At 53.2% G+C, this 15,175-nt stretch carries 14 protein-coding genes; 8 read left to right on the top strand and 6 right to left on the bottom strand.

Translation table 11 applies throughout. From position 1 onward, the window contains the following. Window positions 1-300: 300 nt before the first annotated feature. Window positions 301-2,679, top strand: coding sequence for a glycerophosphodiester phosphodiesterase family protein (locus KO499_RS17260; protein WP_215984995.1), 2,379 nt, complete (start codon window positions 301-303; stop codon window positions 2,677-2,679). Window positions 2,680-2,902: 223 nt separating this feature from the next. Here the strand turns inward: KO499_RS17260 and KO499_RS17255 are convergent, their stop codons facing one another. Further along, on the bottom strand, window positions 2,903-4,282 hold the full coding sequence (locus KO499_RS17255; RefSeq protein WP_215984994.1) for a PLP-dependent aminotransferase family protein: 1,380 nt from the start codon (window positions 4,280-4,282) through the stop codon (window positions 2,903-2,905). Between the two features lie 270 nt (window positions 4,283-4,552). Here KO499_RS17255 and dctP point away from each other — a divergent pair, with 270 nt between their 5' ends. From dctP to KO499_RS17235, 4 genes are all read left to right on the top strand, one after another. Further along, window positions 4,553-5,611 carry a TRAP transporter substrate-binding protein DctP gene (gene dctP, locus KO499_RS17250; protein ID WP_215984993.1) on the top strand — a complete coding sequence of 353 codons (1,059 nt, stop codon included), beginning with the start codon at window positions 4,553-4,555 and terminating at the stop codon, window positions 5,609-5,611. 72 nt (window positions 5,612-5,683) lie between these two features. Next, window positions 5,684-6,196, top strand: a complete 513-nt coding sequence (locus KO499_RS17245; protein ID WP_215984992.1) for a TRAP transporter small permease subunit — start codon at window positions 5,684-5,686, stop codon at window positions 6,194-6,196. Continuing rightward, a complete protein-coding gene (locus tag KO499_RS17240; protein WP_215984991.1) occupies window positions 6,193-7,515 on the top strand; it encodes a TRAP transporter large permease in 1,323 nt (440 codons plus the stop codon). Before KO499_RS17245 ends, KO499_RS17240 begins: the two co-directional genes overlap by 4 nt. Continuing rightward, entirely contained in the window at window positions 7,508-8,803 is a 1,296-nt protein-coding gene (locus tag KO499_RS17235) for a hydroxymethylglutaryl-CoA reductase, degradative (RefSeq protein ID WP_323133377.1), read from the top strand. Before KO499_RS17240 ends, KO499_RS17235 begins: the two co-directional genes overlap by 8 nt. Before the next feature lie 100 nt (window positions 8,804-8,903). On the opposite strand, the gene KO499_RS17230 is transcribed toward KO499_RS17235, so the two are convergent. Continuing rightward, complete coding sequence (locus KO499_RS17230) at window positions 8,904-9,596, bottom strand: LysE family translocator (RefSeq protein ID WP_215984989.1); 693 nt, start codon at window positions 9,594-9,596, stop codon at window positions 8,904-8,906. An 86-nt stretch (window positions 9,597-9,682) separates the two neighbouring features. On the opposite strand from KO499_RS17230, the gene KO499_RS17225 reads away from it, so the two are divergent. The 3 genes from KO499_RS17225 to KO499_RS17215 all read left to right on the top strand — a co-directional run bounded on the left by KO499_RS17225 (window position 9,683) and on the right by KO499_RS17215 (window position 11,448). After that, window positions 9,683-10,174, top strand: coding sequence for an Lrp/AsnC family transcriptional regulator (locus tag KO499_RS17225; RefSeq protein ID WP_215984988.1), 492 nt, complete (start codon window positions 9,683-9,685; stop codon window positions 10,172-10,174). A 158-nt stretch (window positions 10,175-10,332) separates the two neighbouring features. Then, entirely contained in the window at window positions 10,333-10,779 is a 447-nt protein-coding gene (locus tag KO499_RS17220; protein ID WP_215984987.1) for a hypothetical protein, read from the top strand. Between the two features lie 27 nt (window positions 10,780-10,806). Next, window positions 10,807-11,448, top strand: coding sequence for an RES family NAD+ phosphorylase (locus tag KO499_RS17215; RefSeq protein ID WP_215984986.1), 642 nt, complete (start codon window positions 10,807-10,809; stop codon window positions 11,446-11,448). 40 nt (window positions 11,449-11,488) lie between these two features. On the opposite strand, the gene KO499_RS17210 is transcribed toward KO499_RS17215, so the two are convergent. The 4 genes from KO499_RS17210 to bamC are packed head-to-tail and all read right to left on the bottom strand — an operon-like array spanning window position 11,489 to window position 15,145. Beyond that, window positions 11,489-12,496 carry an NAD-dependent epimerase gene (locus KO499_RS17210; protein ID WP_215984985.1) on the bottom strand — a complete coding sequence of 336 codons (1,008 nt, stop codon included), beginning with the start codon at window positions 12,494-12,496 and terminating at the stop codon, window positions 11,489-11,491. Between the two features lie 28 nt (window positions 12,497-12,524). Continuing rightward, on the bottom strand, window positions 12,525-13,256 hold the full coding sequence (locus KO499_RS17205) for a TIGR04219 family outer membrane beta-barrel protein (RefSeq protein WP_215984984.1): 732 nt from the start codon (window positions 13,254-13,256) through the stop codon (window positions 12,525-12,527). 32 nt (window positions 13,257-13,288) lie between these two features. After that, the gene (gene purC / locus KO499_RS17200; RefSeq protein ID WP_215984983.1) at window positions 13,289-14,002 is read right to left on the bottom strand and encodes a phosphoribosylaminoimidazolesuccinocarboxamide synthase; all 714 of its coding nucleotides are present in this window, start codon (window positions 14,000-14,002) and stop codon (window positions 13,289-13,291) included. 45 nt (window positions 14,003-14,047) lie between these two features. Beyond that, entirely contained in the window at window positions 14,048-15,145 is a 1,098-nt protein-coding gene (bamC, locus tag KO499_RS17195; RefSeq protein ID WP_215984982.1) for an outer membrane protein assembly factor BamC, read from the bottom strand. Window positions 15,146-15,175: the final 30 nt, after the last annotated feature.

The raw sequence follows: 15,175 nt of genomic DNA, 5'->3' as shown, positions 1-15,175 counted from the left end.
GTGAAACGATCATCGGCCGGATACTAAATAGAGATTGTGATGGTTACGTGACAACGACAAGGTTCTGAAAGCTGGGCGATTATTTCTGAGCAACTGTTGAGCATGGTTGGCTATTCGAATCACCCGCCTTATGCGGGCCTGGTTAATGGAATGCATCCCAGGCGCGCATAGAGGGGCTTGGACTGATAGTTGTGATTGATGTGAGCATTCATTAGATGTTTTGACTTATTCTCGAAACCGTTCCGTCACTTTCCGTACGTACGCTGCCATCTCGTTCCAAGCAGCAACGGAGAGTAAAGCATGTACAAGCAGTTCTTTTACGTGATGATGCTGGCAGCAATCGCCAGTCTCGCTGGGTGTAACAGCGACTCAAGCCGCAGTGGTGACGGTGACGATGGCGCAGATTCTTCAATAACCAATCCGGAACCGACTCCTGATCCGGACCCGGAACCCATTCCTGAGGTGCTGTTGGAGGAAGACTTTGAGGCTCTGACCGAAGGTAAACTACCTGAAGGTTGGGTAGCCATGAGCGGCACGGAGGATATGTTTTACACCAGCAACGGCAGCTTGTTTGTGGACGGCCGGGGAGACAACTACAACCCCGTCAGTCTTAAGTTGCCCGAAACGCTTCAAGAGAAAAGCAACTACCGCATTGACGTTGTGTTTACCATTCAGGAAGCAAATACCGAGACCCGTTGGGTCGGTTTCCAGTATCGCGTTGGTATGAGTGTCGAGCCTTATTATCAAATGGCGATTCGTCAGAAAGCGACCGCTGAAAACGGTACAGAGCACGCCCTGCGCAACCAGGGCGAGTGGGCCGTCGTGGACAAGCAGCGATATTCAGAAACTATTGCTCCGGATCAGCTGTACACTGCCACAATCGTTGTCCATGGGGATCGGGTCCAGCACTTCATGAATGGGGAGTTGATGCAAGATTCCGAATTGGATAGTCAGTTTTCCCAAGGGGGTGTGGCTTTCCAAGCGGCCGGTAGTCTTCTCCGGGTTGATGAAGTGACTGTGACTGAGCAGTTGACAGCATTACCGCCATTATCGCCAATGGCTGATGTGGCAGAGCCGGAGACTGGCGCTTCTATGGCTCCGAGTATTGCTTTAGCAGCGCCGACCCTTTCTGAACTCGCGCGTGAACCCTCCTTCCCGATCTTCTTGCAACTCGACGATCAATTGATGCTGACGACCGAGGATGGTGGCAGTTTGGGCTATTTGGACAGCCTTGTTGAAAACGAGCAGTTCAAAGCGTTGCCGATGCTTTATGTGACGTCACAGGCCGCAGTAGATGCCCTGGCTCCTGTGGTAGAGAAACATCAACTCGTCGACCTAACGTTGGTATCTGACAGCCCTGAGCTTTTGCGGGATGCACGGGTAAAAATGCCGATGATCCGTGCGGCAATGGACTTCACTGGTGCGGGCCTGACAGCAGCTCCGACAGATCTTTTGAGCATTACTCAGGAAACCAACCAGGCAAAAGCAAAGATTGCGATACTGCCGGCATCTCTGTTGGAAAAATCAGCTGTGGCATACCTTCAGAACCGCCTGGTCTCTGTTTGGGGCAAGCTGGCAGCACCAAACAGCGAACAAACTACCGACGCGCTTCTGTCCGGCGTGAACGGTCTGGTAACGGATTCTCCCGAACAGGCCTATGAGTTCCTGGCTAAGCTGCCGGAAAACACATTATTGCGGAAGCCTCTGATTATTGGTCACCGAGGGGTGCCATCATTGGTGGCAGAAAATACCCTGGCTGGCGCTTTGAAAGCCGCAGAATTGGGAGCGGATGCGGTTGAATCAGACATCTACCTCACCAAGGACAACCACATTGTTGTAATACACGACAGCACTTTGGATCGGACCACTGACGGCACAGGGCCGGTTGAGGACAAAACGCTGGACGAATTGAAAGCGCTGACGGTTGAAGGTGCGCACGCTATACCAACGTTGGACGAGTTCTTTACTGCCTTGAAGGAGAAAAAGGTGGTTCATTTTATCGAGATAAAGAGCGGCAACCTTGAGATAGTTGAGCACTTGAAGCAGGCGATCGATCGCAACGACGTTTGGGACCAGGTCATCGTAATTTCATTTAATTCTGATCAGTTGCTGAAGTTGCAAGAGGTGATGCCCGGTGTTTCTGGTGGGTTCCTGGCTGTTTTTGTTACCGACAGCAATATGACGAAAAACTTACGTCAGATCCTGAAAGCGACCCAGTTGTATTCGTCTACTTTTAACCCTTACTACAAATATTTGTCCCCCTCGGTAATGGAGGCTTCCAAACACCGCGGCACAACGTTCTGGCCTTGGACGTTCCGGGATCAAAGCGAAGCTGAAAGCTACTACGTTGCCGGCACTCACGGGCTGACGACGGATTACGCCCAGTGGTTTACCGATTACCCTGTTAGCATTGATCCGGTGGCGAGCGACATCAGTGTGGCATCAAATGCTGGTGTGACAGCGGCTGTGACCCTGACCTCGCAGCTGGGTGTAACCGAGACGATTGAAACGAACCGATTCATTGTGCTGGCCAGCACAGCCGATTACACCAACGATAGTGCTTCGCTAAAGTTTACCGGACCTGGCACGGCTACTGTTTTGCCGGTGTATGAGTACACGTTGGATAATGGAGCCACTTATCGCGTAATTGGTGCACGCTTGGCAGTAACCATTAACTAAAACGAGTCCTGGGTAACTCCAGGCGTTTTGATGACCTTTAAGGCACTGGGCATAAGCTCCGTGCCTTTTTTGTCGGTTTGCCGAAACGTTATGTGCACAACGACTACTTCAACGGTTGAGGCTATGGCGCAAGCGTCACTGCCCAACCGCCCTCCAAGGAACCGGACATCCCGGCTAGAGCCTGCAAGAATTCCCTAAACCCTTTAACGATATCGGAATCCGCTCACGCCACCACTTCTTTCCTGAGAAACTCAAGCAACCTGGGATTCCGGGCATGAGCAATGTTGATCCGGAGGGCGCGGCTGGTCTCATCATCCGACAATGTAAACAGATGCCCCGGAGCCAGGAAGATACCTTGGCGAGAAGCCTTGTGAGCCAGTTCTACCATATCAACACCCTCAGGTAGCGGGCACCAGATGTAATACCCTCCTGTCGGAGGATGCGCCCGGTTCAGCCCTATACTGCTCAAAGCCGAAATAGCATCGGCTCCAGCCTTGGCAACCCTATCGCGAAGCCGTGTCATATGGCGGCGGTAACGGCCCCTTATGATCATTTCATGAATAATGCCTTCAATCGCAGTGGAACCGTTTACAACCGTTAGCATTTTTATGTCGGTGAGAGAGTTAATGAGCTTTCTGTTGGCTGCTATGTAGCCGCATCGCAGACTGGCCGACAGCGTCTTGGAAAATGTACCGACATAAATCACACGATTCAGTGCATCCAGTGACGCCAGATGAGGCGTCGACCTTGGCAAAATGTCCCCAAAAGGATCGTCCTCAATAATGGTCAGATCGTGCTGTTCCGCAATACGCAACACAGCGTGCATATTCTGCAGAGACATTGAGGTTCCAGTTGGATTGTGTGCCATGGGCTGCACAAAAAGCAGTCTGGGGCGATTCGTTCGACAGGCCTGCTCCAGTCGATCAATGTCCAGCCCTTCCGGGCCCCGGGGAATGCCGATCGTTTGTGCTCTTTGTAGCCGAAGTTTTCCAAACATCGGATAATACCCAGGGGTTTCCACAAGGACGGGATCCTGGGCCTCAACAAAATGCCGGACAATCAGGTCAAGGGCGTGGTTTGCCCCAAACGTCATGAGAATCTGATCCGGGTGAGCACTGATAGCCCGGTCGAGCATTGTTCGTGATATATCCTCCCGTAATTCGATCAATCCTTGAGGATTACCATATTCGAATCCGTCGCCATCACTTCCTCCACCCATCCGCTTGAACAGACGACGGATATCGGCATTATCCATCCAACTGGTCGGAAGCCTTCCATCCCCGGCCCTAACTTCATAATGCTGATTTAATTGTTCCCGGAGCAACGAAACCAGATCTACCGCTTCGGTAAAGTGCTCTGGCTGGGCATCAGGACGCACCGGACGAGCCGCCTCCACATAAAACCCCGAACCACGCCTCGGCCGGACATGGCCAGTGGCAACCACACGGTCGTAGGCGTCGATGATGGTGTTTTTTGAGACTCCAAAGGTCTCCGCCGCACTGCGGATGGATGGCAATCTGGAACCTGCCGCCAGGTCGCCCTGCTCGATCTGACTGACCATCTTGTCGGCAATCTGTTGCGCTCTTGCCGGTTGTTGGCTCATAGCTCCCCCGGATTGTACTTAAATTTTCATGGGTACAGTTCTTGGAACAATCATGGAAATTGTACCTTGTCCAATTTTTGTAATTGTCCTAAGTTTGACCCAGGTTCCGAACAAATGTCCAGCTACCTGAAAGCTCAGGAAGAATCCGTAAACAGCTGTTATTTGCCTCAAAACGCCGAACCTTCACAAGCATAAACGAGATCTAACAAGAAACTGTGGCCATAGGATTTCTTTCAGCGAAACCTCTAGCCACTCACAATGGAGAACGTTATGAGATCAAAAACCAACAACAATCGCCGTGGGATTTTCAAATCGATTGCCGTGGCAGCACTGGTAACAGCTTCCGTCACCAGCCCCTCTTTTGCTGTCGCCGAGGAGATGCCCGAAGTAAGCTGGCGCATGCAGGCGCTGTGGGACGCAGGAACAACACCCTATGAGTACGAAAAGAAATTCGTAGCTCGTGTTGCCGAACTTACCGATAGCAAATTCCAGATTCGACTTTTTGCCGGTGGCCAACTTGCGCCGTCGGCACAAGCATTTGAGGCTGTGCGTGCCGGCGCTTTTCAGATGATGAAGACCTTTGACGGCTATGAGGCTGGCTCCGTTCCTGCCTTTGCCTTTACAAGCACCATCCCGTTTGGCTTCCCGGAATCGGATCAGTACGAAGCCTGGTTCTATGAAAAAGGCGGAATAGAGCTTGCCCGAGAAGCCTATGCCAAGGCCGGCCTCTTCTACATCGCCCCAACCGTTTACGGCCAGGAGCCACTCCATTCAAAGTTCCCTCTAAAATCTCTGTCTGACCTTAAAGGCAAGAAAGGGCGATTTGTCGGCCTGGCCAGTGCCGTGATGGGTGAATTCGGTGTTGCGACGACCGGACTACCCACCGCTGAGGTATATCAGGCCCTGGAGAAAGGTGTGATCGATCTGGCGGATCGCGGAGATCTGACCGCGAACCTGGAAGCCGGGCTCGGAGAAGTGGCCGGACATGTCATTGTCCCCGGGTTTCATCAGCCCACCACGGCCACTAGCTATGTGGCTAATCAGGCCGCGTACAACAAGCTACCAGGATCTTACAAGGCAGCGCTTGCAGTAGCTGCCCGGGAAGTATCGTCTTCTCTGCGCCAGCACATTCTGGCCCAGGATGCTGCAGCTCTGAAAAAGTTTGAAGAGCAAGGGGTACAGGTTACCCATCTGGAGGACAGCATCATCGCGGAAGGCCGTCCCACGGCCATGAAAGCCTGGAAAAAGGCCGCCGGCGAGGATGAGCTGGCTAACAGGATTCTCGAAAGCCAGACTGACTTCATGAAAGAGCTAGGCCTCATAGATTGATGTCGATCCACGCCCTGTAATACCGCAGTCCGCGCTATTGAGCGCGGACTGCAATTCTTCCGAGGTTCTCTTATGGCTGCACTTCTTGGCTATTGCCGCGTTATCACAGCGACGAATCGCTGGATTGCCGGCATTGTCTCCGTGCTTGTCTTTGTGATGGTCGCCGTCATTAGTTATGAGGTTGTCGCCCGTTACTTTTTCAACGCACCTACCGTCTGGGCAATGGAGTTGTCGACTCTACTGTTCGGTCCCTACTTCATGCTCGCTGGCCCCTACCTTTTGCATACAGCCGGACATGTGAACGTCGATATTCTTCACAGCCGCTTTCCTGCCAGGGTAGCGGGCCTGATGGACTGCATGACCCACACCCTGATTCTGGTTGTGTCGATCGTCTTCATTTACTACAGCCTGCCGGTGGCCACGAATGCTTACCACAGCGGTGAAACCTCATTTACAGCCTGGAATCCCGCAATCTGGCCGGTCAAGTTCGTGATCCCTGTAGCCTTCGGCATGTTGTTTCTACAGGCGTTAGCTGAAGCGATTCTGGCATTCCATCGGGGATTCGCCAGGGAGGCCTCAGCATGAGTTCGACACTGGTTTTGTCGATGATGTTTGCGGGCCTGCTCTTGTTGCTTTTAAGCGGTATGCCACTGGCTTTTGTACTGTCCTTACTGGCGATTGTGTTTACGGTAACGCTTTGGGGCGTGGATGCCTTGGTGCTGACCGTGCTTCAGGCCTTTGATGCCATGACCTCCGATATTCTTTTGGCGATACCGCTCTACGTGCTGATGGCAAGCGTGTTGCAGCGGTCGGGCATCATCGAGTCGCTGTATCGGGCCATGGAACTCTGGTTCCGGCGCCTTCCAGGTGGCCTCGCTGTGGGTACCATCGCCATCTGCACGATTATGGCCGCCATGACCGGCATCGTCGGCGCCGCCGTGGCAGCAATGGGAATATTGGCCCTGCCATCCATGCTTCAGCGCGGCTATGACCAGCGCCTGGCTCTTGGCACCATCTGCGCAGGCGGTACGCTCGGCATCCTGATACCACCATCCATTATCACCATCGTCTACGCGTCTACAGCTCAGATTTCTGTGGGCAAGATGTTTGCCGCCGGCATTGTCCCGGGCATGACATTGGCCGGGCTGTATATCGCCTACATTGTCTTGCGGGCCCTTATTCAACCGGAAAAAGCGCCACGCCAGTCTGAAGGTGAGATCAACTTCAGCGAAATGTTCTCGTCCCTGAAGTCTTTGATTCTACCAACACTGATTGTTTTCGCTGTGCTGGGTAGCATCTACGCGGGCATTGCCACACCTACTGAAGCCGCCGCTGTCGGGGTTGTAGGCGCAATGATCTCTGCCGCATTCCAGCGTGAACTCAACTTCAGCAACCTTCAGGCTGCAGCAATGGATACGCTGCGGGTGACCACCATGATCATGTGGATCACCATTGGCGCCAAGATCTTCGTATCTATATTTACCGGTACCGGGGGGGCCGACTCGCTTCTGCAGTTTATCCAGGATCTGGAAGTGAACCGCTGGCTTATCCTGTTGGCGATGATGCTGGTGCTGGTATTCCTCGGTTTGTTCCTGGATGAAATTGGCATCATCCTGCTGTGTGTACCGGTATTCCTGCCAATCATCGGAGCGCTGGATTTCGATCCACTGTGGTTCGGTGTGCTGTTCCTGATCACAGCCCAGATGGCCTACATCACTCCACCTTTTGGCTACACGCTTTTCTATATCAAGGGCGTCCTGCCCGATGGCATCGGTATGGAAACGGTTTATCGGGCCATAGTGCCCTTTCTCATACTTCAGCTCATTGGCCTGACAATCTTCATTCTCTTCCCCGACATCGTGACTTGGCTGCCAGAGAAGATCACCCAGCCGGCGCATTCTTGAATACAGGAGATACCTCATCATGACGAAAAAAACTTCCCGGATCCCGGGGCTCCACAAATTATCCCCCAAGGAGCGATTACAACAGGTTGTGGAAGCCGCCGGTCTGAGTGAAGAGGTGCTCCGGCACCTCGGGAATACCGGTAATCTGGACTCAGCCACCGCAGACTCGATGATCGAGAATGTCATCGGCACTTTGAACATCCCACTTGGCGTTGCAACCAACCTCGTCATTGACGGTGAGGAGGTGCTGGTACCCATGGCTACCGAAGAGTCCTCAGTGGTAGCAGCAGTATGCAACGCAGCCCGGCAATGTCGCAGCACCGGCGGCTTTACCACGGCCATGTCCGGATCGTTGATGATCGCCCAGGTACAATTAACGGGCGTTCGCAACCCCGAGTTCGCGCGCCTGCAGATCCTTGAACACAAAGCCGATATTCAGGCTGTCTGCAATGAAACCGACCCAGTCCTTCTCAAACACGGAGGTGGTTTCCGGGATCTTGAGGTGAGAATCCTTCATGGACGAACAGGTCCCATGGTGGTAACTCACCTTATTGTGGATACCCGCGATGCGATGGGTGCCAATGCGGTTAACTCCATGGCTGAAGCAATAGCACCGCTCATTGCTGAATGGACCGGAGGCAAAACCTACCTGCGCATTCTATCCAATCTGGCGGACCGGAGACTGGCCCGGGCCCGTGCGACCTGGTCACTGGAGGATATTGGCGGCGCCGACGTTCGTGATGGCATATTGTCGGCTTTTGATTTTGCTGACATCGATCCCTACCGTGCAGCCACACACAACAAAGGCATCATGAATGGTGTCAGTGCCGTGGTCCTGGCTACGGGTAACGACACCCGGGCGGTAGAAGCCGGAGCTCACGCTTATGCGGCCCGATCAGGTCAGTATGGCTCCCTCACCCAGTGGGAGGTCGATGCCGATGGAAATCTCAACGGGTCGATTGAAATGCCTCTGGCGGTCGGATTGATTGGCGGTGCCACGCGCTCCCACCCTACGGCCCGGATTACTTTGGACATCATGGGCGTTGAAACTGCCGACCAATTGGCCGGCATTATAGCTGCCGTCGGTCTCGCGCAGAACTTTGCAGCTCTCAAAGCACTTGCGACCACGGGTATACAAAAAGGCCACATGGCTCTTCACGCGAAGAACATCGCCGTGATGGTCGGTGCCAAGGGTGACGAAATCGACAACGTTGCTCAGGCGCTGGTCTCTCTGGGCAAGGTTCGTATGGATATTGCGGAGGACATCCTTAAATCTCTTCGGGGCTAGAATGCCCAACTCTGACGATAGCCGCCATGGTCGTTGCGGCTATCGTCAGTCCATTCAGACAAACCGGACGCGCAGGTGTAGTATCCGGGCACAGATCGGTTTAACGCCATTCGGTCAGCAAAAGAGCACTCCAAACAATGGCGAGCAATGATAACGCCAGGAACCGATTGATCCTGATTTCCCATTCTGGAAAGTTCTTCATTCCCCGGGTTGATTGACCAAGGTAGCTCCAGCAAAGCTGACACGGAACAGCAACCAGAAAAAAGATACCGGCAAGCCAGGAGATATGTTGCACATTGTCGGAGCCAGGCAGCGTGAAAATGGCAATCGTCGATAACGCCATTACCCAGGCCTTCGGATTGACCAACTGCAAGCCGGCTCCCTGTAGCCACCCCATAGGTTTGGCATCGGGTTGACCAGGTTGGTCAGGGGCGGAAAAAAACAATTTCCAGGCGAGCCAACTCATCCACAAGCCCCCTACCCAGCTCATCACGAGTTTAAGCATTGGATAGCTGGCAATGATCGAGGCCAATCCAAAACCCGATAACCAAAGGATGAGGGTCATACTCAAGGATGCGCCCCAAATGAACGGCATCGCCGCCAACGCACCTTGCCTCGTGCCGATAATCAGGGAGATCAGGTTTGTTGGTCCTGGAGTAATGGACGCAATAAACGCAAACAGAGAAAAATTCAGGTAAAGGCTCAGCATGCCCCCTGCTCCTATGGTTTTCATGATTAGTTGTAAGTCAGGGATAAAATTCATGCCCAACGCTTCGTGGCGGTTCAGCCCCACAGCCAGCTCCACCATTCTAGGTTGATAGCCAGGAATGTCCTTGCTATAACCAATCTGAAAACACCATTTTTTAGGAGATTTTGCTCATGAAAAGCAACCCTAGGAAAGATTCATCCAATGAGCACCTGGATAAGATTGATTTACAGCTACTTGAACTGCTTCAGCACGATGGCCGCATCAGCAATGCCAGCCTGTCTGAGAAGGTAAATCTTAGTGAAACACCCTGCTGGCGTAGGTGGAAAAAGCTGGAAGATAGCGGCTATATCGAGAACTACCATGCCGTTCTCAACCGTCGAAAGATGGGGTTTGGTGTCACCGCATTTACCCAGGTTTCTTTTTCCAGCCATGGCGTTGATCTGACCAATGAATTTGAAACCATCGTAAAGAATCTGGATTGGGTGCAGATGTGCCACTGCATCACCGGCAGTGTTGATTACATCTTGCAGATGGCATTCAGGGATCTGGACGAATTCTCAGATCGCATCAATGTCATCAGACGTATCCCCGGGGTTAATGCAATTCAGACCCACATCTCGGTCAGAGAGGTAAAAACAAGTATGTCGCTGCCAATCAGCTAGATTCTGGGCCTGAAAACAGCACAACCACATTGAGCGCATTTGCCCCTATTGCAACCTAATGGGCATAATTGCTCGCCATTGGAAAACACACTATACTGAATGTGTCAGAAGGATTCGGGAACGGGCCCAACGATACCCGCGGTTCAAGAGAGGCTGTTATGTTTGGTTTGAGGGATCACCACCCTATAGACACCACCCCGCCTGAGAGATCCGGGGGTGCACTGACTTCCGCTCATAGCACGGCAGGACTTCGCTGGCTGTTCGAACACCGTGAACCCTGGGGGCTGACAATGGATCAGCTGGGAGTTCTTCTCGGGGGCATTCGCCGCAGAACACTGACCGACTGGCAAAAACGTGTCAGCCTGGGCGATGAGGTGGATGTGTCACGGGATGTCATGGACAGAATCAGCCTGCTTCTGGGCATTCATAAGGCCCTTACTCTGCTCACTCCCGCAGGACAGGAACAACTGGCTTTCGAATGGTTCCAGAAACCGGTTGAGCTGATGGGCCTGCGCGGCGAATCGATCCGACACTACTTGCTGGAACAGGGCTCCATGGACTCACTCTACTACGTTCGCCGGAACCTGGACGCAATGCGCGGGTGACATCACCGATAAGACAGGGAGTCCGAATTGAATTGCGTCAAACCCCAATGGAAGCATCACCGGGTCATACACAGCAAGCACCCGCCAATCGACTGTTTTGAAAGCCCTGATTCCATGCTTCTTGCGGAGCTGGAATCTGCCACCAACGATCGTGTTGTGCATTGGCCCCGCTACATCGATAAAACTGACTTTCGGACCGGACCCGGCTGGGGTGCCGTCATGGCATCCTTCTGTTACCCCGCGGAGGGACGGTTCAACACCAGAAGCCGCGGGGCTTATTACGCAGGTGACTCCGTTGAAACGGCGCTACGGGAATGGAGCTACCATGCCGGAAACGTGTGGCGGGGTTTTGGTGTCGAAAATGATTTTTCAGCAGTCGTTCGCTGTTACACGGGGCACATTGCACAACCGCTGGTAGATCTCCGGCATCAGCGCCCATACATGCATGAAACTGACTACGAACCCGGGCAGAAGATTGCTGCAGATCTTCTGAATGCTGGTGAATTCGGCGTTCTGTACAGCTCCGTTCGCAACCCTGGCGCAGAAGCCATTGCGCTGTTTCGGCCACCGGCGACCACCCCCGTTGTCCAGGCTGGCCACTATACACTTCATTGGGATGGGCAACATTTTACCCAATACGCCCGTCTTGAGGAGTTCAGGCCGCTTTGATAGCAGATACAAAAAGGGCCAGCAGATGCTGGCCCTTACTTCATTCCTTGTAGAAATCCCGATACCAGTCAACAAACCTGGCAATCCCCTCCTCGACGGGAGTGGCCGGCTTGTAACCTACATCATCGATCAGATCATCAACGTTGGCGTAAGTGGCAGGCACGTCACCAGGCTGCAGGGGAAGCAGATTTTTCTCCGCTTTTTTGCCAACCCGCTCTTCAATAATCTCGATAAAGCGCGACAGCTCCACGGGATTATTGCTGCCGATGTTGTACAACCGGTATGGCGCCTTGCTGGTGCCCGGATCCGGTGTTGCACCACTCCATGCATCGTTGGGCTCAGCAACATGATCGAGAGTCCGGATAACACCTTCTACGATGTCGTCGATGTAGGTGAAATCCCGGCGGTGGTGACCATGATTGAAGACATCGATCGCCTCTCCTGCAAGAATCTTTTTGGTAAAGATAAACAAAGCCATATCCGGGCGGCCCCACGGACCGTAAACGGTAAAGAACCGGAGGCCAGTCGTTGGCAGGTTATAGAGATGACTGTAGGTATGGGCCATGAGCTCGTTAGCCTTCTTGGAGGCCGCATAGAGACTCAGGGGATGATCCACATTATCGTGGACCGAGAACGGCATGGTTTCGTTGGCACCGTACACCGAGCTGCTCGACGCATACACAAGATGCTTCACATCGTTATGTCGGCAGCCCTCGAGGATGTTGATAAATCCGACGAGATTGGCATCAACATAGGCATGAGGGTTCTCGATGGAATACCGAACCCCCGCCTGGGCCGCCAGATGCACGACCCTTTCCGGCTTATGCTCGGCGAAAAGCGCTTCCATAGCGGCCCGGTCTGCGACATCCTGCCGGACTTCAGTAAAACCTGCCTTGCTGGTCAGCCGCTCCAGCCGGGCTTCTTTCAAATTCACATCGTAATAGTCATTGACGTTGTCCACGCCAATGACTTCATCACCGCGGTCGAGCAGCCGGTGCGCCAGGTGTGATCCGATAAAGCCAGCAGTACCAGTAACAAGTATCTTCAAGTATCTCTCCTCGGAACGAACGCCAAACTTAGAACGAAACGCCCGCACTCACAAACGGTCCGCCAATCTCGACATCAAAGCGGTCATTTCCGTCTTCGTAATCAATGGACATCCGGCGATAGCCTGCACGGAACTGAACCAGCGCCATATCGAACTGCCCATATGCATTAAAATCATGCAACGAGTCGCCATCAAAACTGATGAAGTTACCTTCTGCACCGACCGAAACGCCCGTAAAGGGCAAATCAAAGCGGGCAGCCAGATAACCCATCGGTATCACAGCATCGATGCTGGTTTCACTCGATGGAACACCGGTAAACGCCTCCTTTACCAGCAACTCTCCGGACAGATCTCGAGCGGTCAGGCCAAGATCAAGATTTACCCAGTTATCGAGCACTTCGTAGTACAGAGTCAGATCCAGCTGCTCCAGATCCAGATCGGACTGAACCTCTCCTGTAACGCCATCAAAGCCGGTGAGGCCCACATCGCCGCGGCCACTCTGCTCAACCAGAGTGTAGCCCAACCGAACGTTGGGCAATACGGGTACCGGATGCTCAAGATACAGCGACGCATTGGTATTGGAATCACCATCGAGGTTCAGATCGTTCTCAACGTCAACAACGTCGTTATTGGTGGCAGCCTTACCAGACAGATCTGAGTCCCAGTAACTTACGCTGGCTCCAAATCCAACCACGTCTGCATGTGACATAGGCGCCACCAGAATCAGTGAACCACCTACAGCAAACATCAGTTTACGCATGACACACCTTTTGCATTTATTGTCAGTTTCAATCAGTCGAACTGGATACCCAAACGACGCCCGACTTCTTCATAGGTTTCAATAACCTCTCCAAGCCCCTGGCGGAAACGATCCTTATCCATTTTCTTGCGGGTTTCCTTATCCCAGATCCGGCAACCGTCGGGACTGAATTCGTCACCCAGCACGATCTTCCCTTCACTGCGGCCAAACTCCAGCTTGTAATCCACCAACAGCATGCCGGCATCGTCAAACAGCGTTTTCAGTACGTCATTTACCCGGTAGGTGAGCTCTTTCATCTGCTCCAGCTCGTCCGCGGCTGCCCAGCCAAAACTGACGGCCAGTGACTCATTGACCATTGGATCGTGGAGAGCGTCGTTCTTGAGAAACAGTTCGTAGGTGGGCGGATTCAACTCCTGCCCCTCTTCGACACCGAGACGCCGACAAAGACTGCCTGCCGAGATGTTGCGAACCACACACTCAACCGGAATCATGTCGAGCTTTTTAACCAGCGATTCGGTGGAAGACAACAGCTTCTCAAAATGAGTTGGTACGCCCGCAGCTTCCAGCTTTTCCATGACAAATGCATTGAACTTGTTGTTCACCATGCCTTTACGGTTCAATTGTTCCTTTTTCTCACCGTCGAAGGCGGATGTGTCGTCACGGAACTCCAACACAAAGCGATCGGGATCGTCAGTAAAATAGACGGATTTTGCCTTTCCAGCGTAAAGTTCTTCGCGTTTTTCCATTGAAAATCTCCGAAAAGAAGCCGCCAATGGCGACCGCTTCCTGAATCAGTATAGGTAATCGAACAGTTGCGCGAGCAGATCCGGTGTCGTCCGGCTGCCAGTGTAACCCGGAATCTCCTCGGCAGAGATGACAACGGCATCAGCCTTCTGGCTGAGGCTTACGGTATGGGTATGCCGGGGTTCGTCCTTATCACTGAACCAGCTGAACCAACCGGGATCCCGCTCATCTTCAGTGCGGTAGTCAATATGGAACCAACCCTCACTTCGGTTGAGATCAACAACAGGAATACCCGAGTCAGTCAGTGCACGGCTGACTTCCGCCCATGAACGACCGTAATCAAGCTCCATGCGGATCGCAGCCGCCTCTTCATTCTCAACGATCAGACGAACAAGCGGGTCGCTAACCATCCCGGATGCAGCCCGGGAAAAGGACTTGGTTTCTTCCCGGGCCCTGAGATAGTCACCCAGGTCAGACAGCAACCGTCTCTGCAGTTCCAGCGCCTGCTCGGATGGGGCCGACACACCGGTCCAGGGAATCAGCTCGTCCGGCTGACTTTCAACATTCAGCCTGCGCACCTGTACTTCCGTGGTCTTGCGGCGAACGCCAGGGGCCATACGCACCTGCAGAACCACTTTCTGTTCGCTCGCTGACGGGCTATTCGACAGCTCCACCAGATCCCTGGCCCGCTTGCTGAAATTGGCAAGTTCCGTCTGAAGAATGCCTAGCTGGGGGCTGTCAAAGCCAACACCCAGCCCACGTTCGGACAGGTAGCTGTTTACTGCCGGCCAAATAAGTCCGGGCACGTCATTAACCAGCAACCAGAGCCGTCCATCGAATTCCTCGATAACGTAATTCTCATCCAGGATGTCCGAGGTCATGTCTGGCGGATTCGGTATATCGGACGGATACATTTTGCCGGCATCGGCCGTCTGGACATCACGGATTGGCATGGCTTGCCTAAAGCGGGAATTGTCGGCAGTTTCCGGCAATTCCAGCGGCTGCCCTTCCGTCGCATTTACATAGCGTTCGGAACGATCCTCAACCAGGCTGCACCCGGAGGCTGCTGCCAATAGCAGCAGTCCGGATACAACAACACAGCGTTTTAACATCACGGTACTACCGGTTCCGTTTAGAACCTGCATCAGGTTACTCCGGGTCTGGGATGATATATG

The organism is Marinobacter sp. F3R08 (assembly GCF_018860425.1).
GTDB lineage: Bacteria > Pseudomonadota > Gammaproteobacteria > Pseudomonadales > Oleiphilaceae > Marinobacter.
Note: the sequence above shows the minus strand (reverse complement) of the source record. Positions and strands in the feature narration are given on the sequence as shown.

What these genes read in the sequence shown, in the direction of transcription:
- KO499_RS17220 (WP_215984987.1), top strand. Translation starts at nt 10,333, where the DNA reads ATGTTTGGTTTGAGGGATCACCACCCTATAGACACCACCCCGCCTGAG.
- KO499_RS17240 (WP_215984991.1), top strand. Translation starts at nt 6,193, where the DNA reads ATGAGTTCGACACTGGTTTTGTCGATGATGTTTGCGGGCCTGCTCTTG.
- KO499_RS17225 (WP_215984988.1), top strand. Translation starts at nt 9,683, where the DNA reads ATGAAAAGCAACCCTAGGAAAGATTCATCCAATGAGCACCTGGATAAG.
- dctP (WP_215984993.1), top strand. Translation starts at nt 4,553, where the DNA reads ATGAGATCAAAAACCAACAACAATCGCCGTGGGATTTTCAAATCGATT.
- KO499_RS17205 (WP_215984984.1), bottom strand. Translation starts at nt 13,256, where the DNA reads ATGCGTAAACTGATGTTTGCTGTAGGTGGTTCACTGATTCTGGTGGCG.
- purC (WP_215984983.1), bottom strand. Translation starts at nt 14,002, where the DNA reads ATGGAAAAACGCGAAGAACTTTACGCTGGAAAGGCAAAATCCGTCTAT.
- KO499_RS17245 (WP_215984992.1), top strand. Translation starts at nt 5,684, where the DNA reads ATGGCTGCACTTCTTGGCTATTGCCGCGTTATCACAGCGACGAATCGC.
- bamC (WP_215984982.1), bottom strand. Translation starts at nt 15,145, where the DNA reads ATGCAGGTTCTAAACGGAACCGGTAGTACCGTGATGTTAAAACGCTGT.
- KO499_RS17260 (WP_215984995.1), top strand. Translation starts at nt 301, where the DNA reads ATGTACAAGCAGTTCTTTTACGTGATGATGCTGGCAGCAATCGCCAGT.
- KO499_RS17255 (WP_215984994.1), bottom strand. Translation starts at nt 4,282, where the DNA reads ATGAGCCAACAACCGGCAAGAGCGCAACAGATTGCCGACAAGATGGTC.